Annotated in this window: 22 protein-coding genes; 16 read left to right on the forward strand and 6 right to left on the reverse strand. The window is 40.7% G+C overall.

The features are described from left to right. Positions 1 to 89: 89 nt before the first annotated feature. On the forward strand, positions 90 to 221 hold the full coding sequence (locus H5201_RS23085) for a hypothetical protein (protein WP_257325490.1): 132 nt from the start codon (positions 90 to 92) through the stop codon (positions 219 to 221). Between the two features lie 30 nt (positions 222 to 251). Here H5201_RS23085 and smrA read toward each other — a convergent pair whose 3' ends face one another. From smrA to H5201_RS05205, 3 genes are all read right to left on the reverse strand, one after another. Then, the gene (gene smrA / locus H5201_RS05195) at positions 252 to 830 is read right to left on the reverse strand and encodes a DNA endonuclease SmrA (RefSeq protein WP_182734410.1); all 579 of its coding nucleotides are present in this window, start codon (positions 828 to 830) and stop codon (positions 252 to 254) included. A 134-nt stretch (positions 831 to 964) separates the two neighbouring features. Then, positions 965 to 1210: a hypothetical protein gene (locus H5201_RS05200; RefSeq protein ID WP_145237284.1), complete on the reverse strand. Its 246-nt coding sequence runs from the start codon at positions 1208 to 1210 to the stop codon at positions 965 to 967. A 99-nt stretch (positions 1211 to 1309) separates the two neighbouring features. After that, the gene (locus tag H5201_RS05205; protein ID WP_182717079.1) at positions 1310 to 1759 is read right to left on the reverse strand and encodes a hypothetical protein; all 450 of its coding nucleotides are present in this window, start codon (positions 1757 to 1759) and stop codon (positions 1310 to 1312) included. A 109-nt stretch (positions 1760 to 1868) separates the two neighbouring features. On the opposite strand from H5201_RS05205, the gene H5201_RS05210 reads away from it, so the two are divergent. After that, complete coding sequence (locus H5201_RS05210; RefSeq protein ID WP_145237278.1) at positions 1869 to 2252, forward strand: response regulator; 384 nt, start codon at positions 1869 to 1871, stop codon at positions 2250 to 2252. 92 nt (positions 2253 to 2344) lie between these two features. Here H5201_RS05210 and rpsT read toward each other — a convergent pair whose 3' ends face one another. Beyond that, positions 2345 to 2605, reverse strand: coding sequence for a 30S ribosomal protein S20 (gene rpsT, locus H5201_RS05215; RefSeq protein WP_145237275.1), 261 nt, complete (start codon positions 2603 to 2605; stop codon positions 2345 to 2347). Positions 2606 to 2902: 297 nt separating this feature from the next. Between rpsT and murJ the strand changes: the two genes are divergently transcribed. The 13 genes from murJ (at position 2903) to H5201_RS05280 (ending at position 17787) form a co-directional block, all read left to right on the forward strand. Beyond that, complete coding sequence (gene murJ / locus H5201_RS05220) at positions 2903 to 4441, forward strand: murein biosynthesis integral membrane protein MurJ (RefSeq protein ID WP_404699110.1); 1539 nt, start codon at positions 2903 to 2905, stop codon at positions 4439 to 4441. A gap of 109 nt (positions 4442 to 4550) precedes the next feature. Next, positions 4551 to 5477 (forward strand): bifunctional riboflavin kinase/FAD synthetase, encoded by a 927-nt coding sequence (gene ribF / locus H5201_RS05225; protein ID WP_182717080.1) that lies wholly within the window; start codon positions 4551 to 4553, stop codon positions 5475 to 5477. A gap of 25 nt (positions 5478 to 5502) precedes the next feature. After that, on the forward strand, positions 5503 to 8331 hold the full coding sequence (gene ileS, locus H5201_RS05230) for an isoleucine--tRNA ligase (RefSeq protein ID WP_182717081.1): 2829 nt from the start codon (positions 5503 to 5505) through the stop codon (positions 8329 to 8331). A gap of 9 nt (positions 8332 to 8340) precedes the next feature. After that, positions 8341 to 8841 (forward strand): signal peptidase II, encoded by a 501-nt coding sequence (gene lspA, locus H5201_RS05235; RefSeq protein ID WP_145237265.1) that lies wholly within the window; start codon positions 8341 to 8343, stop codon positions 8839 to 8841. Continuing rightward, the gene (gene fkpB / locus H5201_RS05240; protein WP_182717082.1) at positions 8838 to 9296 is read left to right on the forward strand and encodes an FKBP-type peptidyl-prolyl cis-trans isomerase; all 459 of its coding nucleotides are present in this window, start codon (positions 8838 to 8840) and stop codon (positions 9294 to 9296) included. The genes lspA and fkpB overlap by 4 nt, the downstream gene beginning before the upstream one ends. Further along, the gene (gene ispH, locus H5201_RS05245) at positions 9296 to 10225 is read left to right on the forward strand and encodes a 4-hydroxy-3-methylbut-2-enyl diphosphate reductase (protein ID WP_182717083.1); all 930 of its coding nucleotides are present in this window, start codon (positions 9296 to 9298) and stop codon (positions 10223 to 10225) included. Before fkpB ends, ispH begins: the two co-directional genes overlap by 1 nt. A gap of 38 nt (positions 10226 to 10263) precedes the next feature. Next, positions 10264 to 11304, forward strand: a complete 1041-nt coding sequence (locus H5201_RS05250) for a sensor histidine kinase (RefSeq protein WP_182717084.1) — start codon at positions 10264 to 10266, stop codon at positions 11302 to 11304. Continuing rightward, entirely contained in the window at positions 11301 to 12002 is a 702-nt protein-coding gene (locus H5201_RS05255) for a LytTR family DNA-binding domain-containing protein (protein WP_182717085.1), read from the forward strand. The genes H5201_RS05250 and H5201_RS05255 overlap by 4 nt, the downstream gene beginning before the upstream one ends. Positions 12003 to 12110: 108 nt before the next feature. Next, on the forward strand, positions 12111 to 12674 hold the full coding sequence (gene pilV / locus H5201_RS05260) for a type IV pilus modification protein PilV (RefSeq protein ID WP_182717086.1): 564 nt from the start codon (positions 12111 to 12113) through the stop codon (positions 12672 to 12674). A 1-nt stretch (position 12675) separates the two neighbouring features. After that, positions 12676 to 13671 (forward strand): PilW family protein, encoded by a 996-nt coding sequence (locus tag H5201_RS05265; RefSeq protein WP_182717087.1) that lies wholly within the window; start codon positions 12676 to 12678, stop codon positions 13669 to 13671. Further along, positions 13659 to 14141, forward strand: a complete 483-nt coding sequence (locus tag H5201_RS05270) for a pilus assembly protein PilX (RefSeq protein ID WP_182717088.1) — start codon at positions 13659 to 13661, stop codon at positions 14139 to 14141. Before H5201_RS05265 ends, H5201_RS05270 begins: the two co-directional genes overlap by 13 nt. Positions 14142 to 14153: 12 nt before the next feature. After that, the gene (locus H5201_RS05275; protein ID WP_182783875.1) at positions 14154 to 17384 is read left to right on the forward strand and encodes a pilus assembly protein; all 3231 of its coding nucleotides are present in this window, start codon (positions 14154 to 14156) and stop codon (positions 17382 to 17384) included. After that, positions 17371 to 17787 (forward strand): type IV pilin protein, encoded by a 417-nt coding sequence (locus H5201_RS05280; RefSeq protein WP_182717089.1) that lies wholly within the window; start codon positions 17371 to 17373, stop codon positions 17785 to 17787. Before H5201_RS05275 ends, H5201_RS05280 begins: the two co-directional genes overlap by 14 nt. Positions 17788 to 17809: 22 nt before the next feature. On the opposite strand, the gene H5201_RS05285 is transcribed toward H5201_RS05280, so the two are convergent. After that, a complete protein-coding gene (locus H5201_RS05285) occupies positions 17810 to 18343 on the reverse strand; it encodes a GspH/FimT family pseudopilin (protein ID WP_182717090.1) in 534 nt (177 codons plus the stop codon). A gap of 73 nt (positions 18344 to 18416) precedes the next feature. Further along, positions 18417 to 18962 carry a GspH/FimT family pseudopilin gene (locus H5201_RS05290; RefSeq protein ID WP_182717091.1) on the reverse strand — a complete coding sequence of 182 codons (546 nt, stop codon included), beginning with the start codon at positions 18960 to 18962 and terminating at the stop codon, positions 18417 to 18419. Between the two features lie 192 nt (positions 18963 to 19154). Here H5201_RS05290 and glnB point away from each other — a divergent pair, with 192 nt between their 5' ends. Beyond that, on the forward strand, positions 19155 to 19493 hold the full coding sequence (glnB, locus tag H5201_RS05295) for a nitrogen regulatory protein P-II (protein WP_145237227.1): 339 nt from the start codon (positions 19155 to 19157) through the stop codon (positions 19491 to 19493). Positions 19494 to 19522: the final 29 nt, after the last annotated feature.

A 19522-nucleotide genomic window follows, 5' to 3' on the forward strand; every position in this document is an offset into this window, starting at 1 on the left:
GACAATAGCGTAGTACATCTTGTTAACATCTGTAATTTTAGTTAGTCTAGTTAACTCAAAAAACACTAACAATAATAATAAGGTGTACAATGAAACAGCATCAAACAGGCGTTAAATTTAGTATTATCGTTATTTCAGTGGTCTTAATGGGTGTGTCTGCATGGTTTAATCAAGCTAATGCAAGTGAACAAGCCCCCGTTTTACAAAGCCAAACAGAATAAATAGAACCAACAATTGATAACGAAGCCGGGTTAGCGTTTACTATGACGCTCCCGGTTCTCACTCTTCTTCTCATCACTTTTTTTAATTAACACATAGCTTGCACCACTGCCACCATGATGCCTAAGTGCACTATGAAAGGCTAATACGCAGTCAATTTCTTGTAGCCATTTATTGGTATAACTTTTTAACACCCCAGGGGTCTTTTTGTTTTTGATACCAGTGCCGTGGCGGATCACTACCACACGAATATTACTTTTTTGGCAATCAGTTATAAATTCAAATAAGGCTTGGCGTGCGTTTTTTAGTGTTTGGCCATGTAAGTCAAGTGTCGCATCAAGCTGATACTTAGCTAATCGAAGATTTTTAAATACAGCATCTTGCACTCCCGCATTTTTATAACTCAATAGTGCATTAGGCTCTAATAGCTCGACTAATTCACTACGTAGATAATTTTCATCGATGTTTAAATTTAATTCTGCGGCTTTGCGTTTTTGTTGCTGGGCTAAAGAGGGGCCAGTTAAGTGTTGTGATGGTTCGATCGTATCGTGATCTAGGCGAGCAACGTCTTCCATAGACGTTAAAAATAAATCAGAGTCAGTTAAAGGCATAGTGATACCCAAAGTAGCATAATACGCCGATGATTTTAACTTAGTTCATTTTGCTGCCCAAGTTCTATTCGCGCAAAAAAATACCCTACCGAGCAAAGCCCGGTAGGGTACATAAAATTATCTAGGGAGAGATATTAATTTTGCGGCACATTTAATTGCCCAAAGGTATAAACCTTGAACAAGTAAAACGTGTTTATCAACACTAAACTCATGTTTGAAATAACACTCGACGACATTAAATCCAAGCTAAATGACAAAAACAGTAAAGCACAGGCGCTGATCGCCGCTACACGCAGTATTGTTAATTGATTGATAAAAAACGCCCCTAATCCTAGGGCTAACAGGATAATATTTAAAAGCCAATCTAGCTCGTTTAGCATGGTTGTATCGTTGTTCAAGTGTTGAAAAAAGGAGCGCCATTATGTTGATATTTTGCGCACCTTTCAACCAAGTAATTTTATATTTTCAGATTAGTTTTTTTAATCCAAAATTAATTTTTGTAATGCAGAAAAAAAGCCGGCTTGTTCGGTTACTCGATATTTTTGACAAGTATCTGGTTGCTTATTGTTTTGACATAAATAAAGGCTATTACGCGCTAAATCGGCATTTGGCTGCAAATTTGAGTCAAATAACATGGCGCCATAACCAAACAGTCCCGGCCAATATACACTTTGCGTTACTAATCCTAATTTTTCATAGGTTAATAACTGTGGTTTGGGGATAACTAAAATAGCAAACACAATAACACCCGCTACAATAATGCCTGTGCGGCTTTTTTTTGTTTCAGCTAATTCACTACTAGCAGTTTGTGTTTGTGCTTGCGTGACGTTTGCCTGAGCAGGCGCTTTTCGCTTGTTAGTTGGTGCCGTTGGTTTTTTTCGTTGAGGCGTTTTTCCTAGCAAGGATTGTTTTTTTATATTATTTGACATAAAGCAAATCTGGCCTTTTAAGCAGAGCTCTCTATAATGAGATTATTAAATTAGAAAAGTTATTAAGCATAATAACTTAAACCTAGTTCATAACCTACGGGGATCAACAATGAATACGCAGCTTTCAATTTTAATAGTGGATGATGTGGGAACAGTGCGCAGCTTTCTCCATCAAACATTAATGCACTTAGGTATTGAAAATGTTAGAGAAGCGTCGACAGCTGCGCAATGTATAAGTGCTTGCCAAGCGGCCGATTATAATATTATTTTTTTAGATATTGAGTTGCCAGACGGTGATGGTAAAGAGATTATCGCGCAGATCAATGAAATAAACCCACAAACTAATGTCGTTATGGTATCGGCTCACTCAACGGTTGAGAATGTTAAAGATGCAATCGATAAAGGGGCTAAAGGATTTGTGGTAAAACCATTTACACCGAAGAAAATAGCGGCAATGTTGAAAAAGTTTTATCCAGAATTAGACGTTGTTTAACGCAACAACAGTGTTTAAATAATTTTAAGCGTTAAATGATAGATATAAAAAAACCGGTCAAGACCGGTTTTTTATATTCTAGCAAAAACAAATTATAGCGCTTTGATCTTAGCTGCTATGCGGCTCTTATGACGAGCTGCTTTGTTTTTGTGAATTAGACCTTTAGTTGCATAACGGTCTAAAATAGGTGTAGCAACTGCGAAAGCTTGCTGTGCAGCTTCCTTGTCGCCCGCTTCAATAGCAACAACTACTTTTTTGAAGTATGTACGCATCATTGAACGACGGCTTGCGTTATGCTGACGGTTTTTTTCGCTAGTGATAGCGCGTTTTTTTGCAGACTTGATGTTAGCCAAGGTTTGCTCCTAACAATCTTAAAATAAGCTTAATTTAAAGGCCGTGGAATATGCCTTTTTTAATCGTGAATGTCAATAAAAATTTGACATACCAAGAAAAACTGCTCCTATATAACGAACATCAATTTGCCGCTCTAGCACAGTTAATACCGCTATTGTAACAAAGGCGGTGAGTTCAGCCTAGTGCTTTAGAGCGATTTATAAAAAAGACTGTGGCATAATTGGTTTTATCGTTGGTTTTAAAGCAGGTTTAGTGTGGCAAAAGGATTATTTCGTTCCGGTATGATTGTAAGTGCAATGACAATGATATCGCGTGTTTTAGGATTAGTGCGAGATGCTGTTGTCGCAAATTTACTTGGCGCAGGTGCTGCCGCCGACGTTTTTTTATTTGCTAATCGCATTCCCAACTTTTTACGCCGCTTATTTGCTGAAGGGGCATTTGCGCAAGCATTTGTGCCCGTTTTGTCGGAAATCAAACAGCAACAAGGAGACGACAAAGTCAGGCTGTTTGTTGCTCAAGCCGCTGGCACACTTGGTACTATTTTATTGGTTGTAACTATAATCGGTGTAATTGCATCGCCAATTATTGCAGCACTATTTGGTACTGGGTGGTTTATTGAGTGGTGGCAAGGTGGCCCAGACGGTGAAAAATTTGTATTAGCCAGTAGTTTACTTAAGCTAACGTTCCCTTATTTATTTTTTGTAAGTCTTGTTGCACTCAGTGGCGCGGTGATGAATGTTTATAATCGTTTTGCTGTTGCGGCCTTTACGCCAGTGCTGTTGAATATTTCGATTATTGCCTGTGCAATCTTATTACACGATAAATTCTCGGTTGGTGCTTATTCGCTAGCTATTGGTGTGTTTGTCGGTGGAGTGGTGCAGTTATTGTTTCAATTGCCGTTTCTGTACCGAGCGAAAATGCTCAGTAAACCACGTTGGGCCTGGCAGGACGAAAATGTAAAAAAAGTCCGTAAGTTAATGTTACCGGCGTTGTTTGGGGTATCTATTAGTCAAATTAATCTACTGCTTGATACCATGATTGCGTCATTGTTAATGACAGGGTCAATTGCTTGGTTATATTATTCTGACCGCCTAATCGAATTTCCACTGGGGTTATTTGGCATTGGTATCGCGACGGTTATTTTACCTGCGCTATCTAAATTACATAGCAGCGAAAAAAGCAGCGATTTTCAGCACACCTTAGACTGGGGAGTGCGGTTTGTGATCTTTTTAGGCTTACCTGCGATGATTGGTTTGATGATCATTAGCCCGTTAATCATCTCTGTATTATTTGATCATGGCGCGTTTAGTCAAGGTGATGTCGATCATGTTCAGGCCGTGAGTTTAGGGGTGATGGCTTACTCTGTTGGGCTTGTCAGTTTTATGTTGATCAAAGTTTTAGCGCCGGGATTTTATGCACGTCAAGACACTAAAACTCCGGTGCGTATTGGCATTATTACGCTGGTGTTGAACATGGTTTTTAATATTATGTTAGCACCGTTTATAGGTTACTTAGGATTGGCGCTTGCGACTTCAATGTCGGCCAGTTGTAATGCGTATCTGCTTTATCGTCAATTAAGCAAAGAGCAGGTTTATCAGTTTTCGCGTTTTAGTTTATTGTTTACCTGCAAATGTTTGCTCGCCGCTTTATTGATGGGGGTTGTAGTTTGGTACGCTGCGACACAGTTTTTATGGCGTCAGTGGCATTTTAGTGAGCAAGTTGTTTTATTGATAGGTTTACTCGCTCTGGCAGGGGGGGTGTACTTTTTAGTGTTGTTTTTACTCGGGGTAAGACTAAATACCATAAAAAACGTTGTTAGTGCTCAATCAGACTAAAAAAATCAACTGAAACTCGCATCTTGAGGTGGTTTGGGTATAATCGGTGATTCTGTAACCCAAGTGAAATTTTACTCGGTACATAACGCTTACAAAGGCATTAGGTGGCATGGAGTTAATTAGAGGTATCCACAATATTCGCACACAGCATTATGGTTGTGTGTTGACCATTGGTAATTTTGATGGTGTGCACTTAGGTCATGGTGAAGTACTCAATGGATTACTCAATGACGCTAAAAAATATAACTTACCGAGTACGGTAATGTTATTTGAGCCTCAGCCACAAGAGTTTTTTGCCAAAGATAATGCGCCAGCTCGATTAACGCGGTTACGCGATAAGCTAGGTCTGTTAGCAAAGTTAGGCGTTGAACGGGTAATTTGTATTAGTTTTAATCAGCAATTTGCCAATATGGAAGCAGAGCAATTTGTAACAGAGATACTGATCAACAAGTTGGGTGTCAAAGCGCTAACCGTAGGTGATGATTTTCGCTTTGGTAAAAGACGTCAAGGTGACTTTAATTTACTAAAAAAAATGGGCCTCGCGGCTCATATGGATGTAAAAAGCACCGCGAGTTTTCGGCAATTAAATGCTAGAGTAAGCAGCACCTTGATCCGCCAAGCATTAGCTGAAGGTCAGTTAGCGCAAGCCAAAGCGATGCTAGGTCATGATTACGCAATATCAGGGCGAGTGATTCATGGCTGGAAACGCGGTCGTGAATTAGGGTTTAGGACTGCAAATATTGCGTTAAAGCGGCAAGTATGCCCTGTAAATGGGGTGTTTGCGGTACAAGTAACGTTAAACGATAAAACAGTGTATGGGGTTGCAAATATTGGCAACAAACCCACATTTAATGGAACACGCGCATTATTAGAAGTTCATCTGTTCGACTTTGCGCAAGATATTTATGGACAGTTTATGCACGTGGAGTTAATTAAAAAGCTTCGCGATGAGAAAAAATTCGAGACATTAACACAATTGACGGCACAAATAGCAACTGATGTTGCTGCCGCTAAACAGTGTTTTGGTTTAAATTAGGTAGCCGATACGGAAACTAGGATTAATGAGCGACTACAAGCATACTTTGAATTTACCGGAAACGACGTTTCCAATGCGCGGCAATTTGGCACAACGTGAGCCAAAAATGCTTAAGACATGGTATGAAGACGACCTGTACGGTCAAATTCGCAACGCTAAGAAAGGTAAAAAAACCTTTATTTTGCATGACGGCCCTCCGTATGCGAACGGCGATATCCATTTAGGTCATTCAGTAAATAAAATTCTAAAAGATATTATTGTTAAATCAAAAACCTTATCTGATTTTGATGCGCCTTACGTACCTGGTTGGGATTGCCATGGTCTACCGATTGAATTAATGGTAGAGAAAAAAGTGGGTAAGCCAGGCGTGAAAGTCACGGCTGCAGAATTCCGTGAGAAATGTCGTGAATACGCTAAAAAACAAGTTGAAGGCCAAAAAGTTGATTTTAAACGTTTAGGCGTATTTGCTGATTGGGATAAGCCTTACTTAACCATGAATTTTGACTTCGAAGCAAACGCAATTCGTGTGCTTGGACGTATCATCGAAAAAGGCCATTTACACAAAGGCGCAAAGCCTGTGCATTGGTGTACTGATTGTGGTTCTGCTTTGGCCGAGGCTGAGGTTGAATATCAAGATAAGCAATCACCAGCGATTGATGTGCGTTTTGAGTTTGTTGATCAAGCAGCCGTTGTTAGTGCCTTTGATTTAAAAGCCGATCATGAAGGTAAAGGTACTGTCAGTACAGTGATCTGGACAACTACACCATGGACACTGCCAGCTAACCGTGCGGTTGCCGTGCATGCTGAACTAGAATATGCCTTAGTGCAAGTTGATGATGACGGCGCGCAGCAGCGTTTGATTATAGGGTCAGAGCTAGTTAAAGATGCAATGGATCGCTACGGCTTTAAGCACTTTCACGTATTAGGTTATGTAACGGGTTCAGCACTTGAAAATTTACAAGTGGCACATCCATTTTACGATTTTAATGTACCAGTGATTGTGGCCGATCATGTTACTACTGACTCTGGTACGGGTATCGTGCATACAGCACCTGGCCACGGTCAAGAAGATTTCGTGGCAGGTCTACAATACGGCTTAGAAGTGGCTAACCCGGTTGGTGCAAATGGTGTTTATTTACCTGACACTGAGCTTTTTGCAGGTCAACATGTATTCAAAGCCAATGCGAGTGTAGTTGATGTGCTGACTGAGCGTAATGCGCTTATGCATCACCATGCCTTAACGCACAGTTACCCGCATTGCTGGCGTCATAAAACGCCAATTATTTTCCGTGCAACGCCGCAGTGGTTCATTAGTATGGATCAAGCTAATTTGCGCCAAGATTCATTAAAAGAGATTAAAAACACTCAGTGGTTGCCAGAATGGGGCGAAAGCCGCATAGCAAACATGGTTGAAGGTCGCCCAGATTGGTGTATTTCGCGTCAACGTACTTGGGGTGTTCCAATTGCACTGTTTGTTGATAAAGACACCGGTGCTCTTCATCCTGATGCTCAAGCTTTGATTGAAAAAGCAGCCCTGCTGGTTGAAAAATCCGGTATTCAAGCATGGTATGACTTAGAGCCTGCAACTTTACTTGGTGAAGCTGATGCTCAGCAATACATGAAAGTGCAAGATACATTAGATGTATGGTTTGATTCTGGTGTAACGCACGCCTGTGTGGTTGATGCTCGCGAAGATTTAGTTGGTCCAGCTGATTTATACTTAGAAGGCTCAGATCAACACCGCGGTTGGTTTATGTCATCAATGATGACGTCAGTGGCAATTAATGGTCATGCACCATATCGTCAAGTGCTAACTCACGGTTTCACTGTTGATGAAAACGGCCGTAAGATGTCAAAATCGCTAGGTAACGTTATTTCACCACAGAATGTGATGAATAAACTCGGTGCAGATATTTTACGCTTGTGGGTTGCTTCAACTGATTACACTGCAGAAATGACCGTATCAGATGAAATCTTCAACCGTTCTGCGGATCGCTACCGTCGTATTCGTAACACTAGCCGTTACTTACTCGCTAACTTAAGTGGTTTTGATCCTAAAACTGACCAAGTAGCTATTGATGACATGGTTGAACTTGATCGTTGGATTGTTGGCCGTGCGGCGCAATTACAAGATGAAATTTTGGCGGCTTACGAAAGTTACCAAATGCTCCAAGTAACGCAAAAGCTAATGAATTTCTGTACTGGTGAGCTTGGTTCATTCTATTTAGATGTGATCAAAGACCGTCAATACACAGCGAAAAGTGATAGTCATGCCCGTCGTTCATGTCAAACAGCTCTATATCATATTGCCGAAGCTATGACTCGCTGGATGGCGCCAATCATGAGCTTTACCGCACAAGAGATTTGGCAAGCACTGCCAGGTGAACGTGACCAATATGTGTTTACTTCAGTTTGGTATGATGGCTTAAAAGCGGTTGGCGAAGGCCAGTTTAGTAATGACGATTGGTTAACGATTCTAAACGTGCGTGATGAAGTAAACCGTGTGTTAGAAGGTGCACGTAAAGAAGACGTGATCGGTGCGACACTACAAGCTAATGTGAATATTTTTGCCAATGCAGAGCTTGCAGCTAAATTAGCAGCTTTGGGTGATGAGCTTCGCTTTGTATTCTTAACATCTAACGTTACTGTTACAGCTGTTGATGCACAACCAGATGCAACTCAAACAACTGAAATTGAAGGCTTATACATCAGCGTATCAGCTACCGATGCACAAAAGTGCGAACGTTGTTGGCATTACTGTGATGATGTAGGTGCAAATCCTGCGCATCCAGAAATTTGTGGTCGTTGTGTTAGCAACGTAGATGGCGAAGGCGAAACACGCCAATTCGCATAGGAGTAGGAAGTGAGCAAACTAGCCCAAAAAAGTGGTTTAGTGTGGCTTTGGTTAAGTTTGCTACTTTTAGTAGCAGACTTTGCCAGTAAAACACTGGTTGTTAAAACCATGAATTTACGCGAATCAATTGATATATTGCCATTTTTCAATCTAACCTATGTGCATAACTATGGCGCAGCTTTTAGTTTTTTAAGTGAAGCGGGTGGTTGGCAACGTTGGTTTTTAAGCGTTATTGCTATTTCAATCAGCGTATTATTGATCTGGTGGCTAAAACGTTTACCCGCCACTAATAAAATTTTATGCAGTGCTTATTCGTTAGTATTAGCGGGCGCAATTGGCAATTTATATGACCGTATCAGCCATGGTTATGTGATTGACTTTTTACACTTTTATTATGAAAGCTGGAATTTTCCTGCGTTCAATATTGCCGACAGTGCGATTTGTATTGGTGCCGCATTATTATTATTTGATGCCTTTACTGGCGAAAGTCCTAAGGAGCAAAAAGCATGAGCCAAGCAGTTATAGGTGAAAAATCAGAGGTTATTTTTCATTTCTCAATTAAGCTATCGGATGGCTCTGCGGCAGATTCAACCAAAGTGCATAATAAGCCTGCAAAATTAACTATGGGTGATGGTAGTCTAACGGCTAACTTTGAAAAATGCTTATTTGGTTTAGCGTCTGGAGACAGCAAGTCATTTGAACTTGAGCCTGAAGATGCTTTTGGTCAACCAAACCCAGATAATATTTACTATGTAGACCGTAGTAAGTTTGGCCCAGAAACGCCGGCAAAAATTGGCTCTATTATTGCGTTTACTCAACCTGATGGTACCGAATTACCAGGAGTTGTTCGTGAAGTGCAGGGGGAGTCTGTGACCATCGATTTTAATCATCCGCTTGCAGGTCAACGTTTAACTTTTGAAGTTGATATTTTAGAGGTTACCGATATTGCTAAGGTAAGTAACTAATGGAAATTTTATTGGCAAATCCGCGCGGTTTTTGTGCGGGAGTCGACCGCGCGATTAGTATCGTTGAACGTGCGTTAGATATCTTTGAAAAACCGATCTATGTGCGCCATGAAGTTGTCCATAACCGCTACGTGGTAGATGGTTTGAAAAGACGTGGTGCGGTGTTTGTTGAAGAATTGGATCAAGTGCCAGACGACAGCATTGTTATTTTTAGTGCCCATGGCGTGTCACAAGCTGTACGCAGTGAAGCTAAGCGTCGAGATTTAAAAGTATTTGATGCAACATGTCCATTGGTCACTAAAGTGCATATGGAAGTGACCCGCGCTAGTCGTAAAGGTATCGAGTGTATTTTAATTGGTCATCATGGTCACCCTGAAGTTGAAGGCACCATGGGGCAATACGATAACGCTAAAGGTGGTATTTATTTAGTTGAAACGCCTGAAGATGTTGCCAAACTAAACGTGAAAAATCCAAATAACTTATTTTATTGTAGCCAAACTACATTATCGGTAGATGATACCGCAGATGTTATAGATGGCTTAAGAAGTAAGTTTCCAGCGATTGATGGCCCACGTAAAGACGATATTTGTTACGCCACACAAAATCGCCAAGATGCGGTACGTGACTTAGCTGATAAAGTAGATGTGTTATTAGTTGTTGGTGCTAAAAATAGCTCAAATTCAAATCGGTTACGTGAACTTGCTGATAAAATGGGTACTGTTGCTTACTTAATTGATGACGCCAGTAATGTTGAAGATCAATGGTTTACTAATGTCAATGCGGTTGGTGTTACCGCGGGTGCATCAGCCCCTGAAGTGCTTGTACAACAAGTGATTAACCGCCTTAAAGAATTAGGCGGTAAACAGGTTATTGAAAACCCAGGCGAAGTAGAAAATATCGTATTTGCTGTACCCGTTGAGCTACGCTAACCTTAGCGTACTGACAGGACATTTTTAAGGAGCGCGCAATGAGCAAGTCGGTGCAAACCAATACTTTGCTTTTTGCGGCGCTGTTTAAAGAACGCGGCGTACTTGCTACTTTAGTCGTTGCGCAAGTTATCGCCACTATACTAGCTTTCGCTCCTGCAACTGCGGATGATATTTGGATCCGCCTCGGCGGGATCAGCCTGTTTTTACATCTCACATTTTTGTCTAGTCTAACTTGGCTTTACTTACTACGTAAACCACTTGCATACTTGAGTCAGCCTTGGCAATTAAGTGCTTTAATGGCTTCATTACTACTTACAACGGCGGTTTTCAGCGGATTGTTAGTGGCCTATGGAGGCGACTTTATTGCACAACAACATACTTATCAGTTTATTTTAAGAAACTTATTAGTCGCTTTTTTAGTCACCGCATTATTTATTCAATTTTTAACTATTCATTTTGAAAAAGACCAGCAAACTAATGCGTTGGCTCGCGCAGAGCTAGATGCCTTACAGGCACGTATTCGTCCGCATTTTTTATACAACAGCCTCAATACCGCAGCGGAGCTTACACATTATGATCCTCAAGCTGCAGAGCAAGCGATTTTAGCGCTCGCGGCATTATCTCAAGCGGCAATGCGAGTGGGGAAAGAGACTGCACTAAGTGATGAAATAGCACTGACTCAGCAATATATTGCGCTTGAAAGTTGGCGGTTTGCTGATCGTTTACAAGTCAACTGGCAATTACCGGAGCAATTGCCAGAGATAACTATTCCGTGCTTAACATTACAACCACTGCTAGAGAATGCTGTTTGTCACGGTGTTGAGCCTTCATTGACTGGCGCTATAATTTATGTCGAGTTACATATTAGTAAACGCTCGTTAGTCATTTTAGTTGAAAACCCAATCTCGTCGCAGCAGCAAAAACGCTCAGGAAATGGTATGGCACTGAATAATATTCGCCAGCGGTTAGATCTTTATTATCAAGGTCATGCAAAGCTGACAATGACAACACGAGGTGATATTTTTCGGGTCAAGTTAGTGCTGCCCCTGGCTATTAATAATGCCAAGGAGCAAGCATGAAGGTACTCATAGTTGATGATGAGCCATTAGCACGTGCTCGCTTACAGCGATTACTTGCTCATTACCCAGACTATAACCATGCAGCACAAGCAAGTAATGGCAACGAGGCTTTGCAACAAGTGAAGCTGCAGGCTCCTGATATTGTATTTCTGGATGTTGATATGCCTGCTATGAGCGGTTTAGAAGTTGCAACACAATTGAATAAGTTGTCTGTCCCTCCAGCTATTATTTTCGTCACCGCTCATCCTGAGCATGCCTTAGAAGCATTGCAACTCAGTGCTGCGGGTTATTTAGTAAAACCTGTGACGGAGCAAAATTTAGCAAAAGCAATAGATCAACTAGGCCGTTTAACGCGCGCCCATCTACAAAAGCAACGTCCAGCGGCAATCAGTTATCAACTTGCAGGCGTGACCAGAAGTGTGGCGTTAGCAGAGGTATGTTATGTGATAGCGGAAGATAAATACACGCGTTTGATATTCACTCACGGCGAAGCACTGCTTGATCAAAGCTTAAAGCAACTTGAGCAAGAATATCCCACCCAGTTATTACGCATCCATCGTAAAATATTAATTAATAAATCGCGCTTAGTTGCGTTAAAAAAAGCGGGTGATGGCAGCCATGTGGTTGCACTAAGCGACTGTAGCTGCTTATTACCGGTAAGCCGACGAGCTTATAAAACCGTTAAAGATCATCTCTAAAGCTAGTTAACCATTCATCAACAAATATAACCGTTCATCCTTAGCATTGTTGTATATACACAGTGTTCGCATATGCTTATAGTCAGATTGTTTTATATTAGGTGTGTTATGAGAGTCACCAATTCGTCATCACAACGAGGCTTTACCTTAGTTGAGGTATTAATCGCGTTTGTGATCCTAAGCTTTGGCTTACTCGGTGCAGTAGCATTACAAGCAAAAGCAAAACAGGCCAGCTTTGATTCTATGCAGCGCGCTGCTGCTGTGGCCCTAGGTAATGATATGATCCAGCGAATGCGTGCCAATGACAGAGTAGGGGTGATCACTCAATACAATGGCACATTTAACAGTGATACGCCGCTGCAACAGTCTCGAACTTGCTATACCAACACTTGTAACTCAGGGCAAATTGCTGCACTCGATCGCCAGCAATGGATCCGTGCAATTCAGGCACGTGAAAATACGGGAGCTTTGGATGATGCAACTGTGTGTATCAATAATCAACGCGATGCCGCAAGTGGTAGTAACGCATACACCCTCCAAGTGGTGATCAGCTGGGAAGGACGTCAAGAGTTTACCGCTATTGGCGATACAGCAGCTATAAAGTGCGGTGCGGCAAATAATAAGCGCAGGGTAGTCGTATTAAATAGCTTTTTGTATCTAAGGACCTCGTGAAATGAAACAGCAAGGCTTTACTTTAGTTGAGATGATGGTGGCATTGTTTATCGGTGGACTTGTGCTAGGTGGGGTGATGTTCACTTACATTAGTATGAAAGTAACAACACGTGACACTATGACGATTGGTGAGCTACAAGAAACTGGCCGCTTAGCTTTGAGTATTATGCAGCGTGATATAGAACAAATAGGTTTTTGGGGTACGTTTTACGAAGATTCATTTTCAGTTGATAATACTGTGATTGCTAAAAGTGCGGGTAATCCAGCCGGAGATTGTACACAAGGGCTTAATAATAATAGCTTCCCAGATAATACAGTAAACAGTAACTTCCGTTTAGTGTATGCAATCGAATCAACGGGGGGATCGCAATTAAACTGCATCCCTAATTCAAACGAAAATTCAGATATTCTACAGATTAAATTTTTAGAAGGGTTGGAAATAGACCCAGCAGGTAATAACAATAATAATGATAATTATTATTTTATTGCAGAGCAAGAGTGGGGAGAATTTACACGAGGCCCTGCAAATCCAGATAATCCAAATGCGACTGTTTGGAGATATCGTCACCATGCCTATTACATCGACGAACAAACTTACCAGTTAAACGGCAGAGATTTAACAATTCCCGTTTTGAGACGCAAACGACTGACCCCAAATGGAGGAATGGTCACAGAGACTATAATGGAAGGAGTCGAGAATATGCGCTTTTTATTCGGTTTAGATACTAATGCCGACGCTCGAGTGGATACATATAGAGATGTAAATAGTATGACCGCGGCTAATTGGGAAGATCGCCGTGGTATCTTAACCGTACAAGTGTTTATTTTAGTGCGGGCACTGCAGCCTGATGCGAGTTTAAATCAACTGAATCAAACATATACATTAGGTGAAGATGCCAACCAACGTGTTTTAGAGTTTAATGATCAATTTCGTCGCGCATTATTTACCACCACGATCCGCTTAAATAACATAGGGGCTAGTCAATGGCGTATTTAAAATTAGCCTCAAAGCAACAAGGCGTAGTCTTAATTGTTGCATTAATTATGGTGGTGGCAGTTACAGGAATAGCAGTAACGTTAATGAGCAGTGCAAGTGTGGATATTAAAATTACCAATGCAGCGTTTGAACGTGAAGAAGCCGAAAATATCTTGATGGGCAATGTACAAAAGGTAATTGCGACAGAGGCTGCAGCAGATGGAGCAAGTAAATTACTTTACACCCAAGCTCAGTTACCTGACGGAACAATTGCCTTGACCACGATAGGTGATACAGAAAGTGAATTAAGTAATCTTAATGATGGCGCGCTCGATTTGCCCTGCCCACGAGACTACAAGTATACCGCAGGCGTTTCTTGCAATATGGTGCAAATCAATTCAACGATTACCTATGGCTCTAAAAGTAAGCATACATTAACAGTTACCACTGGGATTGCTCAGCAAATGGCAAGCCTTAACACTGGCGGCTAAGCGAGATGAATTATGAAAGTTAAATACCTAGTTATAAAATCGTTATTTGCCATTTTGGCATGCACGAGCAACTTTAGTCATGCTGAAGATATCGAGTTATATGTAAACCATAATGTTGAAATTGAAGAAAAACCTCGCGTTTTATTCGTTTTTGATACCTCTGGAAGCATGGCGTGGGATGTGACCGATGGTGGGCAGTGTTACCAGGCTGATAACAGAGGCTACGCTTACGAAGCTGACTGTTTTGAAAGTAAACCTAATTATAGTTTAACTAAACAATGCTACCGTTGGAGACCAGGTGTTGGATATGTTGCTAATTGCCAAGATAGCCGTTTAAATGTTGCTAGAAATGCGATTACTCAATTAGTTAGCGACAATGATGATATTGAATTTGGTTTAATGCGTTTTAATGGCAGTGATGGTGGGTATATTTTAGCCAAGGTTGGCTCAACCAAAAAAACTCTGCTTGATGAAATAGCGGCACTACCCGCCAGTGGTGCAACGCCTCTAACTGAAACGCTGTGGGAAGCGTATTTATATATTTCAGGAAAGAATGTTGATTACGCTAAAAATATTAACAGCCGTGATAAAACCGCTGATAGTAATGGAGTGTATAAATCACTTTTTGCACCTATAAGCGGAGAGCCATTACGTTGTGATAACAGTGTCAATATTATTTTGATGACTGATGGTGATCCAAGTAATGACACAAACCGCAATAATAGTATTAAAAATTTGCATAATGATTACTTTAAAGACGATCCCCCAGTGGTCAGCAACAGTTACTTAACTGTACTTGCAAAAGTGATTAGCGGTACAAAAGATATTGAAGTTGACTTATACACTAAAACGACCGAAATTCGTGAGTTTGGTCGGATCTTCCCAATTGGCTTTGGTACAGGAATGAGTGATTCAGGAAAGAATCTATTGGCTCAAGCAGCGACATATGGTGGTGGGCAATATCTGCATGCTGATACTGCTGAGCAACTCTCGGAAGCACTAAAAAATACCATCACACGTATTAGGGAAGTGAACGATACGTTTACTTCTCCATCAGTTGCCAGTAATAACGTTGATCAAACTCGAAGTCGCGACTCTATATATTACGCGATGTTTTACCCGGATGGTGGAGCGCGTTGGCGCGGAAATCTAAAAAAGCTTAAAGTTTCTGGCACACAAATTGTGGATTCAGCAGATAAGCAAGCGTTGAATTCAGATGGTCTAATAGATAAAGATGCTCGCACATTTTGGTTACCAACAACGGCTAGCCCAGATGGTAACTCGGTAGAAAATGGCGGCGTAAATTTAATGCTCTCAACCACTGCAAACAGTGGTCGAAAGCTACTTACTGATGCAGGAACCGGTGGTCTTGTTGAATTCACTAAGGCAAAGGTGTCAGCAGCTTACGGCAGTGATGCCAATGCGGCAAGTGCATTTGGGGTGAGTCAAAATGAGCTTCAAAGCACCATTGATTGGGCTCGTGGTATTGATGTTGATAATGAAGACAATGACTCTTCATCAAGTGATCAGCGGGTAGATATTTTTGGTGATCCATTGCACTCAAAGCCTGTCACAATCGATTACGGTAACGATGATGTGCGTATTTTAATAGGTACAAATGCTGGCTTCTTACACATGTTTAAAGATGCTGGCAGTACCGTAAGTGAAAGTTGGGCATTTATACCTAGTAGTGTTTATAAAATTATTGATCCAATTCGTAAAAATCAAGCCGATACTAAAAAGTATGGTATTGATGGTCCAATCACAATTTATTTTGATGACGCGAATCGTGATGGTGTTGTCAATGGCAGTGATCGCGTATGGGCATTCTTTGGGATGCGTCGAGGTGGTAATAACTATTATGGCTTAGACATTACTAACCCTAATGCACCGAGCTTAAAGTGGATAATTCAAGGTGGAAGTGGTGATTTTAAGGAATTAGCGCAAACATGGTCGGCACCAACAGTCTCTTTTGTGAAAGCTTTTGGTAATGATCCTGTGCTTATATTTGGTGCAGGCTATGACACTAATAAAGATACAGTCATACTTGGTGAAGATAGCAAGGGTCGTGGTATTTATATCGTTAACGCATCGAATGGTAATTTATTGTGGGAATTAACGCCAACAAAAGGTTTTAAAGGTAAAAATAGTATTGCAGCAACTGTCACTACCCTTGATTCTGATTATGATGGCTATGTTGATCGTATTTATGCGGCAGATACAGGTGGCAGTGTTTGGCGTGTCGATATGCCAAGCGATACAAAAAGTGATTGGACTCATTTTGAATTGGCTAAGTTAAGTGGTTTAACTAACGCGTTAGATAGACGCTTCTTCTATAAACCAATGGTTGCTCGTACTATGTATAGTAAAGTGACGAATACACGGGTTAATGGGACAAATATTGTTACACGAAAAGATACCCCTTTTGATGCAGTGTTACTTGGTAGCGGAAACCGTTCAAACCCAGTAGGCACAACAACACTTGATCAACTGTATATGGTGCGAGATACAAATACCTTAACTAAGTCATTTAAAGGCACTGATATACCTGCAACTATTACAGTGGATGATTTAATGAATGTAAATGAGGATCCTTTTGGTAATACGCTGGATGATATTGATGAGTTTACTAAAAAAGAAATTGAATTAAGCCGTGAGAGTGGTTGGTATTACGACTTACCAGCAAATGGTGAAAAATCGCTTGCAGCGGCCACTGTTGTTGGAGGCGTCGCTTATTTCACAAGCTATACACCAGCATCAGCTACTGAAACTGTAAATCAGTGTTCACTAACCGGTGGGTCAGGTTCTTTATATGCGTTTCATTTACACTATGGTACCAAAGTATATGATCAACTAAGTTTTGTGACCAGCAATGATGTACCAGATACGCCGCAACTTTATTTTGGTAGTGTCGAAGTTTGTGTCGATACAAGTAATTGTGATGATGATGACAACCCAGACAACCCAGACAACCCAGACAACCCAGACAACCCAGATGATCCGACAGGGACGAAGAAACAAACTATCAGTCAGTTTTTAATGATAGGGCCAGGGATAAAAGCCACAGATAGTAATGATCTTAGTGCACAGAACCCATTCATCCCAAAAGAGATTCTTGGGCCTGGTATTTCATTTGATAAAGATGGCAATATCAAGTTAGTTAATGATGCTGTGCCAATTGGTTTTGGTTTTAAAACACAACAAACCTTTATTTATAAGCGAGAAGTAAATGACAACAATTAAACAACTAGGATTTACGTTAATTGAGCTGATGATCACCGTCGCAATATTAGGAATTATTGCGTCAATTGCGTTACCAAGCTACTTTGAGCATGTTAAACGTACTGCGCGTACAGAAGCGATAACATCGCTTCTTGATGCCGCGAATAGACAAGAACAGTTTTTTGTAGATAATCGTCAATACACGACTAATTTAGATAACATCGGCGTTGTAACACCAACAGAGCACGGTTTTTACACAATTAAGGCTGACGTTGATAATGATGCAGGAACGTTTAGTTTCACTGCAACACCAGTTGCGGGGCCGCCACTGCAGGATGAAGATTGTAAGACGTTTACAATCGATGATGCAGGGTTAAAAACTGCAACGCCGAAAGCGAATTCTGCAATGTGCTGGGGGAAATAATCCTAAGTTAAATATAAAATAGCTACTCCTGGCACTTAGAAGTACTTTTAACTTTTGTTCTTCCGGTGTAACTAATTGATATTGCCAGCCCTGCAAAGCTTGCTTCTTTATAGGCAGGGCAGTAAGTAAAGGTACCGTTATGAAGCCCCATTGGGGTACCATCATAACGAAAAGTGATAAAAGGTCGTGGGTAGGTCAACATGTCTTGTGGGTGCGTAGGCTCGATATAAAATAAAGTTTGATCGTTACCATCAAATACACCTAACTCATTTGTATCAGTAAATACGGTTAGTTGCTTGTGCCAATTATCGTTATAACATTGATTGTTTTTCAGCGCACAAAGCGTCACATTGGCACTATAAGATATTGCATTTAAACGGGACAAGTTAATAGCTCGGTTTACTTTAGCGATGTGATTATCTAAGCGGTTGTTTATTAGTAAAGGCTGATAATTAAATAAAATAAAATGACACATCACAGACATAATGCTCAATGCCACCATAGTTTCAACTAACGTTGTTCCCTTTAAGATAACTGCGCTTTGTATGCTGTTCATCCATGAAGCACTCAGTAATAGCTAATTACTTAAGATTAGTTGACCCTAAATTAGATGCAAGGTTGATTGGCATTTAATCGCAAGTGTTTTTAGTATCTCCATAGTATAAAGCTGTGCCAGAGACACTTACTTCCATTGCTTTATTGTTTTTATTGTCTTTATTAGGGCAGTAGGTAAAAATGCCGGGGTTTGTGGTGACACGGCCGCTGGCATCAAATATTAATGAATTATCACCGGTAAACGTAAATTGACTATTATCGGGTATTTCAGACATCACCCTGAGTATTTTGTCCCCTATACGCGGGTTATGAATGCCATTACCATTATTATCATAAAAGACGATGATCGAGCCTTCACTCCAATCATTTAAACATGTCACTCTTTGGTCATTTTCAATTCTAGAAGTTTCGCCACTACATACCACGATGAGTGAATCTGTGCTGGTTGCTTTTGCACGGGCAAAGTTGATGTTTCGCTTTAACTCAAGTAAATAGTTTTCAGCGCGGTTATTCTCTAGCATATCACTGCTATCCCATAAAGCTATCGTAGCCACAATACCGACTATTGCAATGGTGACCATTAGCTCTAATAGCGTAAAACCACGTTGTATTTTTTTCATATCTACCTCTAAATACTCAGGGACTCACTCAAACGTGATGCTAACGACTTATATTTTAAGTATAGTTGCTAGGTTTTTAATAATCATACCATTGTTGTTGATTAAATCACCGTAATTCAATTGCTTTGTTTGCTATGAACTGCAGGATTGTCTAAAATCGACTCAAACAGAATTTAAAAGTAGCAACAATTAATGAAAAAAATAGAAGCAATAATTAAACCATTTAAACTTGATGATGTTCGTGAAGCGTTGTCTGATGTCGGTATTACTGGCATGACCGTCAGTGAAGTGAAAGGTTTTGGCCGTCAAAAAGGGCATACTGAGTTATATCGTGGAGCTGAATACATGGTTGATTTTTTACCAAAAGTAAAACTTGATATTGTCCTTGGTGATGACGATGTTGACCGTGCTATTGAAGTGATCGTTAAAACAGCACAAACAGGTAAAATTGGCGATGGTAAGATTTTCGTCACTGACGTTGAGCGTGTGGTACGTATTCGTACTGCTGAAGAAGATGAAGACGCGATTTAATTTATTATCTGAGATTAAAAGTCAGACAT

The organism is Pseudoalteromonas sp. SG43-6 (assembly GCF_014164365.1).
Lineage (GTDB): Bacteria > Pseudomonadota > Gammaproteobacteria > Enterobacterales > Alteromonadaceae > Pseudoalteromonas > Pseudoalteromonas rhizosphaerae.